We start from the raw sequence: 15,723 nt of genomic DNA, 5'->3' as shown, positions 1-15,723 counted from the left end.
CTGGCGGTGGACCTGGTGGCGGGCCGGGCGGCGGACATTTTCATGGGCCAGGCCTGCGTTGATACCATAATCAATAAACCACCGGTCTATCCCCTGACCGGTAATCAATGAGTCTCGGTACAGATAGAGCAGCGGTCAAATCGGCCGCTATTGAACTCAATCGCCTGGAAGAAATTTGCAGACTTTTCGGCAAGATGAATTTCACGCAAATAAGCCGGGCTCCACGCCCGGCTCTCTTTTGCCTGGCAAAATTGCCTACTCGCTCAGCCCGCGATTTTTTAGCATTGGCTCAATCTTAGGATCGTGCCCGCGCCACTGGCGATAAAGTTCAGCTAAATCCGTGCTATTGCCGCGCGACAGGATCGCGTCGCGGAAGCGCTGGCCGTTTTCACGGGTCAGGCCGCCCTGCTCAACAAACCACTGGTAGCCGTCGTCCGCCAGCATCTGCGTCCACAGATAGGCGTAATAGCCCGCGGCGTAGCCGCCGCCGAAAATATGCGAAAAATAGCTGCTGCGATAGCGCGGCGGTACGGCGGCGAGATCGCACTTCTCCGCGCGCAGGGCCGCAGCTTCAAAGGCGTCCACCTCCTGCGGGACCTTCGCCGACGCCAGGCTATGCCAGTGCATATCCAGCATCGCCGCCGCCAGCAGCTCGCTCATGTCGTAGCCTTTATTAAACTTCGCCGCCCGGTACATGCTCTCGCGCAGCGCGTCGGGCATCGCCTCTCCGGTTTGATAATGACGCGCGTAGTGGGCAAATACCTGCGGCTCGCTGGCCCAGTGCTCAAAGATTTGCGACGGAAACTCGACAAAATCGCGCGGGGTATTGGTTCCCGACAGGCTGGCATAGCGCTGGCTGGCGAACAGCCCGTGCAGCGCGTGGCCGAATTCGTGGAATAAGGTGATGGTTTCATCCCACGACAGTAGCGCGCTGCGGCCCGAGCCGGGCTTTTGATAGTTGCAGACGTTGTAGATAACCGGCTGCTGCCGCAGCTCCGTGGACTGCTCAACGAACACGTCCATCCACGCGCCGCCGCTTTTTGAATCTCGCGCATAATAGTCGCCGTAAAATAGCGCCATACCGGCGCCGTTAGCGTCGAAAATTTCCCACACCCGCACGTCAGGATGATAGACAGGAATGTCGAAACGTTCGACGAAGCGCAGGCCAAACAGCTGCGATGCGGTCCAGAATACGCCGTCCAGCAGTACGCGATCGAGCGCAAAATAGGGTTTTAGCTGCGCCTCATCGATAGCGAACCTGGCGCGCCGCACCTGCTCCGCATAGTACGGCCAGTCCCAGGCGGCGGCGGTGAAATCCTCGCCTTCATCATCAATAACCTGTTGAATATCCGCCAGCTCCTGCTCGGCCCTTGCTCGTGCGGCCGGAGCAATTCGGCGCATAAACTCAAAGGCCTGGGCAGGCGCGCCCGCCATCTGATCGGCCATTGACCAGCTGGCGTAGTCAGCCGCGCCCAGCAGCTCCGCTTTCTGCGCCCGGATCGCCACCAGCTGCAGCAGCAGTTCGCGGGTATCGTTATCATCGCCCTTCTGATTGCGCGTCCAGCCTGCGGCAAACAGGTTTTCCCGGGTCTGACGACTGCGCAGTGACAGCAGCGCCGGCTGCTGCGTGGTGTTGAGCAGCGGCAGCAGCCAACGGTCCTGGAGACCCTTTTCAGCCGCCGCTTTTGCGGCCTCGGCGATCTCCTCCGCGCTCAGCCCGTCCAGCTGGTGCAGATAATCAAGCACCAGACCACCGGATTTTGCCGCGCTCAGCAGCCGCTGCTGGAACTGGCTCTGCAGCGCCGCGGCCTGGGTATTCAGCGCCCGCAGCACCGATTTCTGCTCTTCCGCCAGCCGCGCGCCGGCCAGCAGAAACCGCTGCCAGGTAACCTCAAGCAGGCGCCGGGACTCCGCATCGATCTGCAGATGCTCACGATCCTCCCACACGCGCTGCACGCGTTCAAACAGCGCCGTGTTAAGCCAGATATCGTTGCCCGCCTGCGCAAGCTCGGCGGAAAACTGCTCATCAAGCTGCTGCAGAAGCGGATTGGTATGCGCCCCGGCCATCGCAAAAAAGACCCGGGTCACGCGAGACAGCAGCTGTCCGCTCAGCTCCAGCGCCACCACCGTATTGGCAAAATCCGCGGGCGCCGGATTATTCACTATCGCGGCAATCTCTTCGCGCTGGCGCCGCATGCCTTCATCGAAGGCCGGGCGGTAGTGTTCATCCTCGATCAGATCGAAACGCGGCGCCTGATAGGGCAGCAGGCTGACGCTTAAAAAGGGGTTATTTTCCGACATTATTATCTCCAGGCTGCGGGCATCAGGTTAGATTAGGCAACTCATTGATTGACCGCAATCAATTCTCGAAGTGCCGCCTGGCTGTGCCTCATTTTTCATCGCCTGTAACCACACCAGGCGCGGTGATTTCCGTTACCGGTCCGCGTTAACGCATGCTATGGTATGACGACACAAAAGCGTTGAGGAACAGTAAGATGATTATCCTGGTTACCGGAGCAACAGCAGGTTTTGGTGAGAGCATGACCCGCCGCTTTGTCGAGAATGGGCATAAAGTGATCGCCACCGGACGTCGTGAAGAACGTCTGCAAACGCTGAAAGACGAGCTTGGCGACGGCATTTATACAGCCCAGCTCGACGTCCGTAATCGCGCGGCCATCGAAGAGATGATGGCCGGCCTGCCTGCGCAATGGCAGGCCATCGACGTGCTGGTCAATAACGCCGGTCTGGCGCTGGGGCTGGAGCCTGCGCACAGGGCCAGCGTTGAAGACTGGGAAGATATGATCGATACGAACAACAAGGGGCTGGTCTATATGACCCGCGCCGTGCTGCCGGGGATGGTTGAGCGCAACCGCGGCCATATTATCAATATCGGCTCAACCGCCGGCAACTGGCCCTATGCGGGCGGTAACGTCTACGGGGCGACCAAAGCCTTCGTGCGTCAGTTTAGCCTCAACCTGCGCACCGACCTGCACGGCACGGCGATTCGCGTCACCGACATCGAGCCAGGTCTGGTGGGCGGCACCGAGTTTTCCAACGTCCGCTTTAAAGGCGACGACGCGAAAGCCGGCAAAGCCTACGAAAATACCCAGGCGCTGACGCCGGACGACGTGACGGAAGCCGTGTGGTGGGTCGCCAACCTGCCGAAACACGTCAATATTAATACTCTGGAAATGATGCCGGTTAGCCAAAGCTTCGCCGGCCTCAGCGTGCACCGTCAGGGCTAATCCCCTTGCCCGGCCTGCGGGCCGGGTATGGGCGCAAAGGCAAAAAACGCGTAAAATAGCGCACATAATCCATTAAAAAGTAACCATCAATGGCCGTAGAATCACAGCTCAATCCAACACAACCGGTAAATCAGCAGATTTATCGGATCCTCCGCCGGGATATCGTCCATTGTCTGATCCCACCCGGCACGCCGCTGTCTGAAAAGGAAGTCTCCGTGCGCTTTGACGTTTCCCGTCAGCCGGTGCGCGAGGCGTTTATTAAGCTGGCGGAAAATGGCCTGATCCAAATCCGTCCGCAGCGCGGCAGCTACGTCAATAAAATATCCCTTTCGCAGGTCCGCAACGGCTGCTTCGTGCGCCAGGCCATCGAGTGTGCGGTGGTGCGTCGGGCGGCGGGAATGGTCAACAGCGAACAAATTTATCAGCTTGAGCAAAATCTTAATCAGCAGCGCACGGCGGTTGAACGCCAGCAGCTCAATGATTTCTTCCAGCTGGACGATGAGTTTCATCAGAAGCTGTCGCTTATTGCCGACTGCCAGCTTGCCTGGGACACCGTGGAGAATATTAAGGCGACGATTGACCGGGTACGCTATATGAGCCTCGATCACATCAGCTCGCCGGAAATGCTGCTGCGTCAGCATCACCAAATTTTCAAGGCGCTGGAAAATCGCGATGCCGACGCGGTAGACGCGGCGATGCATCTGCACCTGCACGAAATTAGCGAGTCGGTACTATTAATTCGCCAGGAAAACCGCGACTGGTTTAGCGAAGAGTAGTTGCGCTAGCGGCAGGTGCACTCTCCTGCCGCTAAAGATGCAGACCGGGGCCGTTATCGAACCACCAGCACCGGTATTTTAGCGTAGCGTAGAATAGACTCGGCGTTAGAGCCCAGCAGATGGGTGGAAATACCCGGTTTGCGCGAGCCGACAACAATCACGTCATACTCATCGCTATTGCTGATAGCTAATATTTCATCACGCACGTTGCCAAACACGACCCGGGTATGAAGACGCTCTGGCGGGATTGAAAACAGACGCGACAGGGTCTTCATTTTTTTCTCCGACTCCTCTTTCATAAAGGCTTCGAATTTATGAATATCGGCCGCAAAACCGCGAAGAATAGAGCGACTGCTGTTTGGCAGGACGTTTAATAACGTAATTTCGCCGTTTTCCGCTGAGGCTAAAAATTCAGCGTGACGTACCGCCTTATCGCTTAAATCCATTTCAAAAACATCTACAGGCAATAAAATTTTTTTGTACATAGCCCGCTCTCCTTTTTCCTGAGGAAGTGTATTCCAGAGGCTTCACTATGCCATAAACACTCTAAATGGAGAACAAACAATCGGCCTAATAAATACATAAGCCATTAAAACAAACACAGCTTATATTTATTTAACTGTGGATAGCTATAGTTATGTATATGCAATGGCCCGGATCATATTTATTGCAGAAAGAGTGAAGATCGGCGGAATGACGTACGGGTAAGACGCGCTGGCGAACGCTATTCGCCAAAGCAGCGTTAATGCCGCCGGAGCCGGCGGCATTGAAGCACGATTACTGCGCCAGTGCCCAGGCCGCAACGGTCGCCTTCGCCCCCCGGCTCTGCAGCGAGAGATAGGCCTGAGTCACCGCATCGACAAAGCGCGGATCCTGCGCCAGGCTGGCGCCAAAGATAGCCTCGATACCGAGCAGCGCGTTCACCCGCGCTTCGCCATCGGCGCTCGCGCGCACGGCCTGCTGAATCACCGGCAGCAGCGGGTCACAAATCTCAATCGCCTCGCCCCGGTCGTCGACACCGCCAACGTAGCGCATCCAGCCGGCTACGCCCAGCGCCAGCAGGCTAAAATCGCTGCGCTGCGCCAGATGCCAGCGTACCGAATCCAGCATTCTCTGCGGCAGCTTTTGGCTGCCGTCCATCGCAATCTGCCACGTCCGGTGCTGAAGCGCCGGATTGCTGTAGCGTTCGATCAGCAGCCCGGCGTAGCGAGCCAGATCGACGCCCTGCACTTTCAGCGTCGGCGCCTGTTCGTTGAGCATCAGGCTGCGGGCGGCGCGAAGATAGTTCTGGTCCTGCATACAGTCGTTAATGTGCTGATACCCGGCAAGGTAGCCGAGATAAGCGAGGAAGGAGTGGCTGCCGTTGAGCATACGCAGCTTCATCTCTTCAAACGGCACAACGTCAGCCACCAGCTCGGCGCCCGCCTTTTCCCATTCCGGGCGCCCGGCGACAAAATTATCCTCAATGACCCACTGACGGAACGGCTCGCAGGCGACGCCGGCCGGATCGCGCACGCCGGTCAGCTGTTCGATTTTATCCAGGGTCGCGGGGGTCACTGCCGGAACGATGCGATCGACCATCGTTGACGGGAAGGTCACGCTTTCGGCGATCCAGTCGGCAAGCTCGCTATCGATAGCCCGCGCCAGGGCGCAGACCACGTTACGTAATACGTGACCGTTTTCCGGCATATTGTCGCAGGACATCACGCTGAATGCCGGTAAACCGGCGGCTTTACGGCGCGCCAGCGCTTCCACGATAACGCCTGGCGCGGACTTCGGCTGATGCGGATTCTGTATATCGGCAACAATCAGCGGATGATCCAGCTGCAGCTCACCGCTGGCCGGTGAATGGCAGTAGCCCTTTTCCGTGATGGTCAGCGAAACAATCGCCACCTGCGGTTCACACATTTTTGCCAGCACGCTTTCCAGCCCCGCAACCTGCGCATGCATCGCCTGCTTAACGACGCCGACCACCCGCGCGGTCCAGGCTTCCGCCGACATTTCGGCGACGGTATACAGCAGGTCCTGCTGCTGCAGATCGGCAATTTGCTGCTCGCCGCCAATCAGGTTTACCTCGGTATACCCCCAGTCGCTGCCGTGTTCCGCGGCCAGAATATCGGCATAGACCGCCTGGTGCGCGCGGTGAAAGGCGCCGAAACCGAGGTGAACGATACGGGAAATAAGGGTGCTGCGATCGTAAGAAGGAAGCGTTGCTCTGGCTGTTAAAAGCGTGTTTTGCATCTTTAGACTCGCTGTATAGAAACGGTATGAGTGTTGACTGCCATACCAGATTACCGCCCGTGAGTGCCTATGTTTTGATTTGCATTAATTAACGGGCGATTGGTACGACAGAAATACAATGTTGTGTGACAGGTCTGGCATTTTTTTGTTTTTAACCAGAAGCTATCACACAGGTTTGCTTAACTTTGCGCCGAAGGTGCCGGCTCTGGGCGACGTTTTTCCGCCGGGATATCGCACCACAGCTGGTCATAGTCGTAGCCGGTGAGGTCTTCAACAATGCGTCGCGCTTCGGGGGTGACGTTCTGCTTGATGCCGTTGGCCTTCAGGCGATCGACCTCATCGACAAAGATCTTGTGCGTCTGCTTGTTGAGGTGGAAGGTCAGCGCCTGCCACAGCGCGATCAGTAGCAGCCCTGCGGTACCGGCGAAAAGCAGTATGGCGATGGTATCAATGGCTTCCTGCGGCTGATTGACGCTGCCCTTCACAAAACCGCCGCTTTGCAGCAGCAGCCCCACCGCGAACGTGGCGATCGCCACCGTCGTCTTACGCGAAAACGTCATCACGGCGGCGAACAGGCCTTCCCGACGCTGGCGGGTGATCATTTCATCGATATCCGGGATAAACGGGAAAACGTTCCACGGCGTAAATTCAAGGACGCAGCGCCCCACCTGGTACACGCCGGCGAGGATCAGCAGCAGCAGAACCTTATTGTCCGTCGGGAATTGATAAACGAGGAACAGCCCGCCGAGGCACAGCATCATCAGGCAATAGGCGAAGACGTACAGACGCGACGGGCCGTACTTGATAATAGCGACACCGGCCGCCAACGTAACCGGCAGGCCCACGATGCTCATCGACAGCAGCGTTCCCGCCAGCGAAGATGAGACGTTCAGGCAGTAGACGCAGAAAAAGACGAACACCGTGTTATAAACATCTTTCGCGGTGAACGAGAACAGATAAATAGCCAGATGCTTGCGAAACGCGCGAACCTTGAGGGTCGAAGCGTACTCCTTAAATAGATGACCAAAGGACCTCATCTTCTCGGCAAAGGTCTTCTCCACGGCTTTACTTTCTAACTCTGCCTGCATTTCCGGCGTCAGCTCACGTTCCCAGGTGACCTTCCACGAGATAAACACGCAGAGCATAAACAGCACCGCAAACACCACCCCGTTGATGAAATAGGCGCTGGCGTCATTTTCGCCAAAGTGATTAATCAGCAGGCCGGGAATAAAGGTTGCGAGAAAGGTTCCGGAAGCGGAGAGAAACATGCGGCAGGTTGAAAGCTTGGTACGCGCATTAAAATCTTTAGTCATTTCCGAAGGCAGGGTTTCCCAGGGAATTAAGACCATGGCGGCAATAATCTCAAACGCCAGATATACCGCAAGGTAGAAACCGTAGCTCATGCCATCCAGCCACAGCAGCGCATAGACCAGCATCAGCGGCGCGCCGATCAGCAGAAAAAAGCGCCGGCGGCCGAACTTCTTACCTAAGTAATTCTTATAAAAGTGGTCGGTAAAGCTGCCCATAAACAGGCTAACGATGGCATCCACAATACGTGCAATGGCCACAATAGAGGCGGCTTCAATGGGCGAGAGGCCCACAAAGGTGGTGTAAAAAAACAGCAGCCAGGCACCAATTACGGTAAACGCTCCGCCCCCCATAATATCGGTCATACCATATCCGATACTTACCGGGATGGTAATTTTCTTATTACTCCGAGCCATATCAAATCCTCACATCAGGATGAATATTAAAATTTAAAATATGCTTGCGCATTATCGTGACAGATGTTTTTTATCATTCTGGTTAATATCACTTCATCATCATGGACTTCACCGCGCGTCACCCAGCCGCCAATTAAATTACAAAGAATACGGCGAAAATAATCATGGCGAGGATACGAAATAAGACTGCGGGAGTCGGTGAGCATGCCAATAAAATTCATTAGTAAGCCCTGATCGGCCAGCGTGTTTAGCTGACTCTCCATGCCGCGCCGGGTATCGTTAAACCACCAGCCGGAGCCAAACTGGATCGGCGATTTAACGCCGTGCTCTGCGCTCTGAAAGTTGGCAATGGCCGATGCCACGACGTCGTTGTAGGCCGCATTCAGGTTGTAGACGATGGTTTTCGGCAGCGCATGGCGCCGGCTCAGGCCGTCGAGAAACTGATTCAAACTGCCGGCAAGCGCCGGCTGATCGGCAATGGAGTCGAAGCCAGAGTTAATTCCGGATTGCTCCAGCATCAGGCTGTTATTGTTACGAATGGCGCCAAAATGAATCTGCATCGCCCAGCCGCAGCGCCGGTAGTGCTTTGCCAGCAGCACAAAAATCGCGCTATTCAGGCCATGCTGCTCTTCGGCGGTCAGCTCCTGGCCGCTGAGCTTCTGCGCAAAGAGCCTTGCGGCTTCCTGCCGAGACACCTCGCGCCAGACCAGAGCCTGTAAACCGTGATCGGAGATGCGGCATCCGGCATCGTGGAAATAGTCGACGCGGTTGGCTAGCGCCCTTTCAAAATCATCCAGCGTGGCGATCGGCACATCGGCTATGGCCGCGAGCTGCTGCATAAAGATGAAGAACGCCTGCGGGTTCTCTTCGAAGAAACCGTCTGGGCGAAAGGTGGGCAGTACCTTCACCGGAAAGCCGTCATCACTCTTCAGGAGCTTGTGGTAATGCAGGGTATCCAGCGGCGAGTCCGTGGTGCAGATCGTCTCGACATTCGAGCGCAGGATCAGCTGGCGAGGCGTGAACGCGTTCTCCCGCAGCCGCGCGTTGCAGTGGTTCATAATTCGGCGCCAGCTTTGGCGATTCAGCGCTTCATCGCAGTCAAAATAGGCCTGCAGCTCAAGATGAGTCCAGTGATAAAGCGGGTTGCCAAAGCAGGACTCGACCGTCTCCGCCCAGGCCTGGAATTTCTCCTCGGCTGCGGCGTCGCCGGTAATAAAACGTTCATCAATAGCGTTAGCCCGCATGGCCCGCCATTTATAATGATCGCCGGCCAGCCAAAGCTCGCTTATATTAGCAAAGGCGTTGTTCTCATAAATGTCCCTGGCCTCGAGATGACAATGATAGTCAATAATCGGCAGATCCTTAGCAATATCATTGTATAAGCTTACGCCACGATCGTTACTCATCATAAAACGCTCATTAATTAATGCCATAACTCCCCTCTTAACAATCACGTCCATTGCTCAATAAGATGCAGAGAATATATCCGCAGCGGCGCCTGACTCTCTGCGTAATATGTAAAATAGAGTCAGAGCTCCCGGACAGTCGCCAGAGAAAATAATCAGCGCGACCGGGAGGCCATCTAAATATCAATAAATACTTTCCAGCTATCAGCAGAGATGATAATGACGCAGAGCCAGACTCTTTTTTTAAATATACTGGCCGGATTTTTCGTCTTTACGCAGCGGGAGCGTATCGGCAGCATCGTTTGCCAGGCTCAGGTCGCGGTCGCGCACTTCCGGCATCAGGATGGCGGCCAGTAAGCCGATCACCGAATAGCAAATCAGCATCACCACCACCGGCAGCCACGAGTCGGTCATATTACAGAAAATACCCGCCAGCACCGGGCCGAAACCCACGGCAACCAGCCCCCCCATCTCTTTTGAGATAGCCATGCGGGTGAAGCGATTACGCGATCCAAACAGCTCGGCCATGGTAATATTTTCCAGCGCAAACAGGCCCAGTACCGCCACGTTATGAATAACAACCAACGATGCCATAATAGTGCTCACGCTGTGGCTTTTATCCATGATAATTGCCAGCATCGGGTAGGCTAAAATAATCGCCGAAATATTGACGATAATATACGGCGTGCGCCGCCCTACTTTATCTGAAAGCCAGCCCAGCAGCGGAATAGTGATAAAACCGATCGCCGAGCTAATCATTAACGCATCTGTCGGGATCGCTTTATCAAACAGCAGGGTTTGCACCAGATAGCCCGCAAGGAAGGTTTGAATCAGCCCCGAGTTGCCCGCCTGGCCGAAGCGCAGGCCGGTTGCCAGCCAGAATGATTTACTCTTCAGCATCGCGCCAAAGCTATTCTCCTGGCTGCTGGCGGCGCTCTTCCGGCTGCCGCCCTCGGCGACTTTTTCAAATACCGGGCTTTCCTTGAGGTTCAAGCGCAGCCAGATGGCGAAGATCATCACCACCACGCTGGCAAGGAACGGAATACGCCAGCCCCACGCCACCAGCTGCTCGCGGTCGAGCAGGAAGAACATCACCGCCCAGATTGCCGTAGCGCTGAGGGTGCCGCAGTTGGTTCCCATCGCCACCAGCGAAGAGATAATGCCGCGCTTACCTTTCGGCGCATATTCCGCCAGCATCGTGCCGGCCCCGGATATTTCCGCGCCAGCGCCCAGCCCCTGAATCACGCGCAGGGTGACCAGCAGCACCGGCGCAAGGATCCCCACCTGGGCATAGGTGGGCAAAACGCCGATCAGCGTCGTACAGATGCCCATCATGGTGATGGTAATAAAAAGAACTTTTTTGCGGCCGATGCTATCGCCCATTCTGCCGAAAATAAACGCCCCGACGATGCGGGCAATATATCCTGCGCCGTAGGTCCCCATGGCTAAAATAAGCGCCATCGCCGCAGACTGTTCGGGGAAGAATATTTCATGGAATACCAGCGCGGCGCCTAAAGAGTAAAGCTGGAAATCCATAAACTCCAGCGCGGTACCTAACCAACCGGATACAGCCGCGCGGATGAGATCGGAGGTTGTTCTCTCATTCTTTACTGTCGTCATCTTTATAATCTCTAATTGTGTAGGATATAGAGTCTGGCGTTGTATTGGCTGTCAGAAGGTTAATAAAACCTTACAGCAACTCTTGCGGTCATTTTCAAACAGCTCAATTGCCTCAGCGACCTGTTGATAGTCAAAGGCATGGGTAATTAACATTTCCGGATTAATCAGCCCCTGTTCCAGCCAGCGCAAAACAATCGGGAATTTATTGGCGTTTAGCCGCGAGGAAAATATCGACAGCTCTTTACCAGTAATCCCCTGCTGCGCCACCTGCGACGGCTCGGTAGAGAATCCCATCAGGACAATTCTGGCCGCCGGTGAAGCCAGCGTAACCGCCTCCTGTAATATTGTCGGGTGGCAGGCGGCGTCGATAATCAGCGTCGGCTTCACCTCTAACACCTCGGCTAATGAGTGCTCGCCGTTATTGATCGTGCGGTCGGCACCGTTGCGCTGGGCCATCTGCAACCGTTCATCGATTCGGTCAACCACAATCACCTGGCCGACTTTGTAGACCTGCTTAAGGACCTGGATGGTGGTTAAGCCCATCGGCCCGGCGCCGTAAACTAGCGCCACGTCCTGCTCGGTCGGCGTCACCTGCCCGGTCACGTTGGCGGCGATCGTGAAGGGTTCCACCATTACCGCATGCCTGTCCGACACGCCGTCTGGCACCTGCCAGGCGTTTTTCGCCGGCACCACCGCATACTCGCTGAAGCCGCCGTCCCGGTGCACGCCGATAACCACCAACGAGGTGCAGACGTTCGGTTTGCCTACCGAGCAGGGATAGCAGCGTCCGCAGCTGATAACCGGATCCACGCACACCCGCTGGCCCACGGTTTTATCCGTCACCCCGGCGCCAACCGCATCGATAGTGCCGAAGAATTCGTGGCCGATAACGCGCGGGTATTTTGCAAACGGGTTGTGTCCGCGATAGATGTGGCTATCCGAGCCGCATATTCCCGCCAGCTGAACCTTGACCCGAACGTCCCCCGCGGCAGGCTCTGGCAGCGCGCGCTCCTCAATCACCAGCTCATTGGGCTGGCGGATAACGATACTTTTCATTTTATTCTCCTTACCAGTTCCACAAGGTGCCATCTTCTAACCGCGCCACCGGCAGGCAGGCCGGATCGTACGGATATTTCGCTGCCAGCTTCTCGTCAAACTCAATTCCCAGCCCCGGCTTTTCGCCTGGGTGCATATAGCCGTTATCGAACGTCCAGCTATGCGGGAAAACGTCGAGCATCTGCTCGGAGTAGCCCATGTACTCCTGGACGCCGAAGTTCGGCACCCACAGGTCAAAGTGTAGCGCCGCCGCCATGCAGACCGGCGACAGGTCGGACGGGCCGTGCGAGCCGGTGCGTACCTGATAAAGCGAGGCAAAATCGGCGATACGGCGCATGCCGGTGATCCCGCCGGCGTGGGTCACGGTGGTGCGGATATAGTCAATCAGCTGCTCCTCTATCAGCTGCTTGCAGTCCCAGATGCTGTTAAAGACTTCCCCGACCGCAATGGGGGTCACGGTGTGCTGGCGGATCAGGCGGAAGCACTCCTGATTTTCAGCCGGCGTCGGATCCTCCATCCAGAACAGACGATACTCCTCGATGCTCTTGCCAAAGCGCGCGGCCTCGATCGGCGTCAGGCGATGGTGCATGTCATGCAGAAGGTGCTCGTTGAAACCAAATCTTTCGCGCACGGCGGCAAACAGCTGCGGGGTAAAATCAAGATACTTCTCCGTCGACCACAGCTGCTCTTCCGGCCACAGGCCTTTGGTCGCCGGCTCGTAGGCCTGACCTTTGCCTTTTGCCATCCCGTAGGTGGTCTTCATCCCAGGAATGCCGCACTGCACGCGGATGGCCTTAAAGCCCATCTCTTTGTGGCGAGCGTAGTCATCCAGCACTTCGTCAATGGAGTGGCCCGTGGTGTGGCAGTAAACCATCACCCCTTCACGTGATGCCCCGCCCAGCAGCTGATACAGCGGCATCCCCGCCGCCTTCGCTTTAATATCCCACAGGGCCATATCGACGGCAGAGATAGCCGACATGGTCACCGGCCCGCGGCGCCAGTAGGCGCCCTTGTAGAAGAACTGCCAGATATCTTCGATACGCTGCGCGTCGCGGCCGATAAGCTGCGGGCAGAGGTGATCCTGCAGGTACGATGCGACGGAGAGCTCGCGACCGTTTAAGGTGGCATCCCCCAGCCCAACGATGCCGTCATCGGTGGTGATTTTTAGGGTGACAAAGTTACGTCCGGGACAGGTGACGAAAACTTCAGCGGCAACGATCTTCATCTTTTTTTATTCCTTACATCTCTGCGGTTAGTGAATAAAATTAAATCACCAGACCTACTACCATACAAGTATAATGATCGAAAAAGATGCTATTGGTCACATTAATGCCCGGGCCTGACGCGGCGGCCGCTGGCTGAAGAAACGCGGTAAACAGAGGTGGAAACAGGCGCGATTCCGCACGGTCGGCGCATCATCTGCCCCGGCGCTGCGCCCGTAAGGTTGGCTACGCGCGACCCCATCCGGCGACGATAATGAGCATTCCGCACAGCGCAATAACCGCGCCGGCCCAGTCGTAGTGGCTGAGCTTTACGCCGTCAACAAAGCGCAGCCACAGCAGCGCGGTGCAGACATAGACTCCGCCGTAGGCGGCGTAAACGCGTCCGCTCGCCGCCGGGTGTAGGGTCAGCAGCCAGACGAACATCGCCAGCGCGAGTCCGGCGGGCAGCAGCAGCAGCGGCGTGGCGCCCCGCTTTAGCCAGAGCCAGGGTAAATAGCAGCCGAGGATTTCGCACAGGGCGGTGGCGAAAAAAAGCAGCGTGGTTTTGAGCATTAAAGATACGTAAATAGCGCAGAGAGTGGCGGCATTCTACGCGATAATTGCCCCGCTCCCACTTCCTTTTGTCGGGTATGCCGTAGAAAAGAGATGTAGTAAACTCATATTAAGGGCTATCCCTTTTTATCACTCAAAGGAAACCGTGATGAAAATGACACTGAACAAACGCTGGTGCCTGACCGCCATGCTGGCGCTAAGCGCCGTGGCCTTCACCGCCTCGTCTTTTGCTAAAACCGACACGCTGGTGATTGAATCCGGCGATAGCGCGCAGAGCCGCCAGAACGCCGCCATGGAAAAAGAGCAGTGGAACGACACCCGCACTCTGCGCCATAAGGTCAACACGCGCACCGAGAAAGAATGGGATAAGGCCGACGTCGCTTTTGATGCCCAGGATAACTGCCAGAAAAGCGCGAACGTCAACGCCTACTGGGAGCCGAATACCCTGCGCTGCCTCGATCGCCGCACCGGCCGTACCGTAGCGCCGTAACCCGTCACGCATGGCGCCTGCGGGCGCCATAATTCATTATTATCGCCAGCATTGCTGCACAGGAACACCCATGACCGACGCTCATACCGTCAAGCTGCGCCCGCTAGAGCGCGAAGATCTCCGTTTTGTTCACCAGCTCGATAACAACGCCAGCGTAATGCGCTACTGGTTTGAAGAGCCGTATGAGGCCTTTGTCGAGCTCTCAGACCTCTATGACAAGCATATTCACGATCAGAGCGAGCGCCGGTTTGTGATTGAGTGCGACGGGGAAAAAGCCGGTCTGGTCGAGCTGGTTGAGATTAACCACGTCCACCGACGCGCCGAGTTTCAGATTATTATCTCCCCGGACTATCAGGGGCGAGGTCTTGCGACCCGCGCCGCTAAGCTGGCAATGGACTACGGCTTTACCGTACTCAACCTCTATAAGCTGTACCTCATCGTCGACAGCGAAAATGAAAAAGCGATCCACATCTACCGCAAGCTTGGGTTTATGGTCGAGGGCGAGCTCATTCACGAGTTTTTCATTAACGGCGAATACCGCAATACTATTCGGATGTGCCTGTTCCAGCATCAGTACCTTAGCGAACACCGCCCGCAGGGCCCGACGCTGCTGAAGCCAACGGCTCAGTAGTATTCGATGCTATTTTTGATGGTGTAGTGGCGCGTTAACGGCGGCTGCACGCTTTCATCGATAACCTGCAGCTCGCACTTCACCGGGTTGTCGTGACTGTCGTAGTCGCAGGTCTGCCGCACGCTGCCTAGCTCACGATCGTTGAATGTGCTCACCGCCGTGTAGTCCAGCTTTTTACGCGGATCGGCCGCCGGCGTTGAGACCACCGTAAAGCGCTCGTCTTTGGCGGTGGTGGTTTTGCCTAGCGGATAGCCTTCGTCATCATAGCGGTAGCTGGCCGTGGTCTCTTTGCCGCGGGCGGTCACCACAAAGCCATTGTCATCCGTTTCCCAGCTCACGCCCGCCGACGGCATTTCGGCAAGCTGGCACTTTCCCTGCAGGCGCAGGCGCTTTTCACGCGTTTTCGCATCGAGATAGTAGTTCGCGTCGAGCAGCAGCGTGGCGCCGGTGTTATTTTCGCGATCCTGGAAAGCCAGCAGATCGAAGCAGCCCTCGCTGGATAATCGCCCGCTGACCTGTTTCACCACTTCATCATGCTCATCGAGCAGCGTCTGGCTGAAATCTTTCACCGGGCCACGCAGCGGGTCAAATTCAAATTCGTTGGAAAAACTCGCCATTTCTGGCGTAAAGGCCTGCGGCGCGGATTGATTATCGCAGGCGCTGAGCGCCATGGTCGCCAAAACCAGTAAAAACAGTTTGTTCACGCCCGATTCCTTCTGTATCCCTATGCAATCATATTAGCAAATACAATTGTTTACA

14 protein-coding genes are annotated in these 15,723 nt (G+C 56.2%); 4 read left to right on the top strand and 10 right to left on the bottom strand.

The window, feature by feature from the left end; all coding sequences use genetic code 11:
* Positions 1–255 precede the first annotated feature (255 nt).
* On the bottom strand, positions 256–2,301 hold the full coding sequence (dcp, locus tag HCK03_RS12515) for a peptidyl-dipeptidase Dcp (RefSeq protein ID WP_041145732.1): 2,046 nt from the start codon (positions 2,299–2,301) through the stop codon (positions 256–258).
* A 194-nt stretch (positions 2,302–2,495) separates the two neighbouring features.
* Here dcp and ydfG point away from each other — a divergent pair, with 194 nt between their 5' ends.
* Together ydfG and HCK03_RS12505 are read left to right on the top strand one after the other, a co-directional pair.
* On the top strand, positions 2,496–3,245 hold the full coding sequence (ydfG, locus tag HCK03_RS12510; RefSeq protein ID WP_041145733.1) for a bifunctional NADP-dependent 3-hydroxy acid dehydrogenase/3-hydroxypropionate dehydrogenase YdfG: 750 nt from the start codon (positions 2,496–2,498) through the stop codon (positions 3,243–3,245).
* Between the two features lie 89 nt (positions 3,246–3,334).
* Positions 3,335–4,021 carry a GntR family transcriptional regulator gene (locus HCK03_RS12505; RefSeq protein ID WP_167691656.1) on the top strand — a complete coding sequence of 229 codons (687 nt, stop codon included), beginning with the start codon at positions 3,335–3,337 and terminating at the stop codon, positions 4,019–4,021.
* Between the two features lie 53 nt (positions 4,022–4,074).
* On the opposite strand, the gene HCK03_RS12500 is transcribed toward HCK03_RS12505, so the two are convergent.
* From HCK03_RS12500 to HCK03_RS12465, 8 genes are all read right to left on the bottom strand, one after another.
* Positions 4,075–4,506, bottom strand: coding sequence for a universal stress protein (locus HCK03_RS12500; RefSeq protein WP_041145735.1), 432 nt, complete (start codon positions 4,504–4,506; stop codon positions 4,075–4,077).
* Positions 4,507–4,798: 292 nt separating this feature from the next.
* Complete coding sequence (locus HCK03_RS12495; RefSeq protein ID WP_115192601.1) at positions 4,799–6,262, bottom strand: mannitol dehydrogenase family protein; 1,464 nt, start codon at positions 6,260–6,262, stop codon at positions 4,799–4,801.
* 179 nt (positions 6,263–6,441) lie between these two features.
* Positions 6,442–7,986, bottom strand: coding sequence for an MFS transporter (locus HCK03_RS12490; RefSeq protein ID WP_167691655.1), 1,545 nt, complete (start codon positions 7,984–7,986; stop codon positions 6,442–6,444).
* 26 nt (positions 7,987–8,012) lie between these two features.
* Positions 8,013–9,419, bottom strand: a complete 1,407-nt coding sequence (gene uxaC, locus HCK03_RS12485) for a glucuronate isomerase (RefSeq protein WP_041145738.1) — start codon at positions 9,417–9,419, stop codon at positions 8,013–8,015.
* A gap of 216 nt (positions 9,420–9,635) precedes the next feature.
* Entirely contained in the window at positions 9,636–11,012 is a 1,377-nt protein-coding gene (locus HCK03_RS12480; protein ID WP_071844926.1) for an MFS transporter, read from the bottom strand.
* Positions 11,013–11,063: 51 nt separating this feature from the next.
* Positions 11,064–12,068, bottom strand: a complete 1,005-nt coding sequence (locus tag HCK03_RS12475) for a Zn-dependent oxidoreductase (protein WP_167691654.1) — start codon at positions 12,066–12,068, stop codon at positions 11,064–11,066.
* 10 nt (positions 12,069–12,078) lie between these two features.
* Positions 12,079–13,293 carry a starvation-sensing protein RspA gene (gene rspA, locus HCK03_RS12470; RefSeq protein WP_123708080.1) on the bottom strand — a complete coding sequence of 405 codons (1,215 nt, stop codon included), beginning with the start codon at positions 13,291–13,293 and terminating at the stop codon, positions 12,079–12,081.
* A gap of 223 nt (positions 13,294–13,516) precedes the next feature.
* Entirely contained in the window at positions 13,517–13,843 is a 327-nt protein-coding gene (locus tag HCK03_RS12465) for a YnfA family protein (protein WP_041145742.1), read from the bottom strand.
* 148 nt (positions 13,844–13,991) lie between these two features.
* Here HCK03_RS12465 and HCK03_RS12460 point away from each other — a divergent pair, with 148 nt between their 5' ends.
* Together HCK03_RS12460 and speG are read left to right on the top strand one after the other, a co-directional pair.
* Positions 13,992–14,333, top strand: a complete 342-nt coding sequence (locus HCK03_RS12460) for a DUF1283 family protein (protein WP_041145743.1) — start codon at positions 13,992–13,994, stop codon at positions 14,331–14,333.
* A gap of 70 nt (positions 14,334–14,403) precedes the next feature.
* Positions 14,404–14,964, top strand: a complete 561-nt coding sequence (speG, locus tag HCK03_RS12455; protein WP_041145744.1) for a spermidine N1-acetyltransferase — start codon at positions 14,404–14,406, stop codon at positions 14,962–14,964.
* Here the strand turns inward: speG and HCK03_RS12450 are convergent.
* On the bottom strand, positions 14,958–15,635 hold the full coding sequence (locus tag HCK03_RS12450) for a YnfC family lipoprotein (RefSeq protein WP_218645848.1): 678 nt from the start codon (positions 15,633–15,635) through the stop codon (positions 14,958–14,960). The genes speG and HCK03_RS12450 overlap by 7 nt on opposite strands.
* Between the last annotated feature and the right edge of the window lie 88 nt (positions 15,636–15,723).

The sequence above is a fragment of the Klebsiella terrigena genome (assembly GCF_012029655.1).
Classification (GTDB): Bacteria; Pseudomonadota; Gammaproteobacteria; order Enterobacterales; family Enterobacteriaceae; genus Klebsiella; species Klebsiella terrigena.
This window is presented reverse-complemented; position numbering and strand designations above follow the sequence as displayed.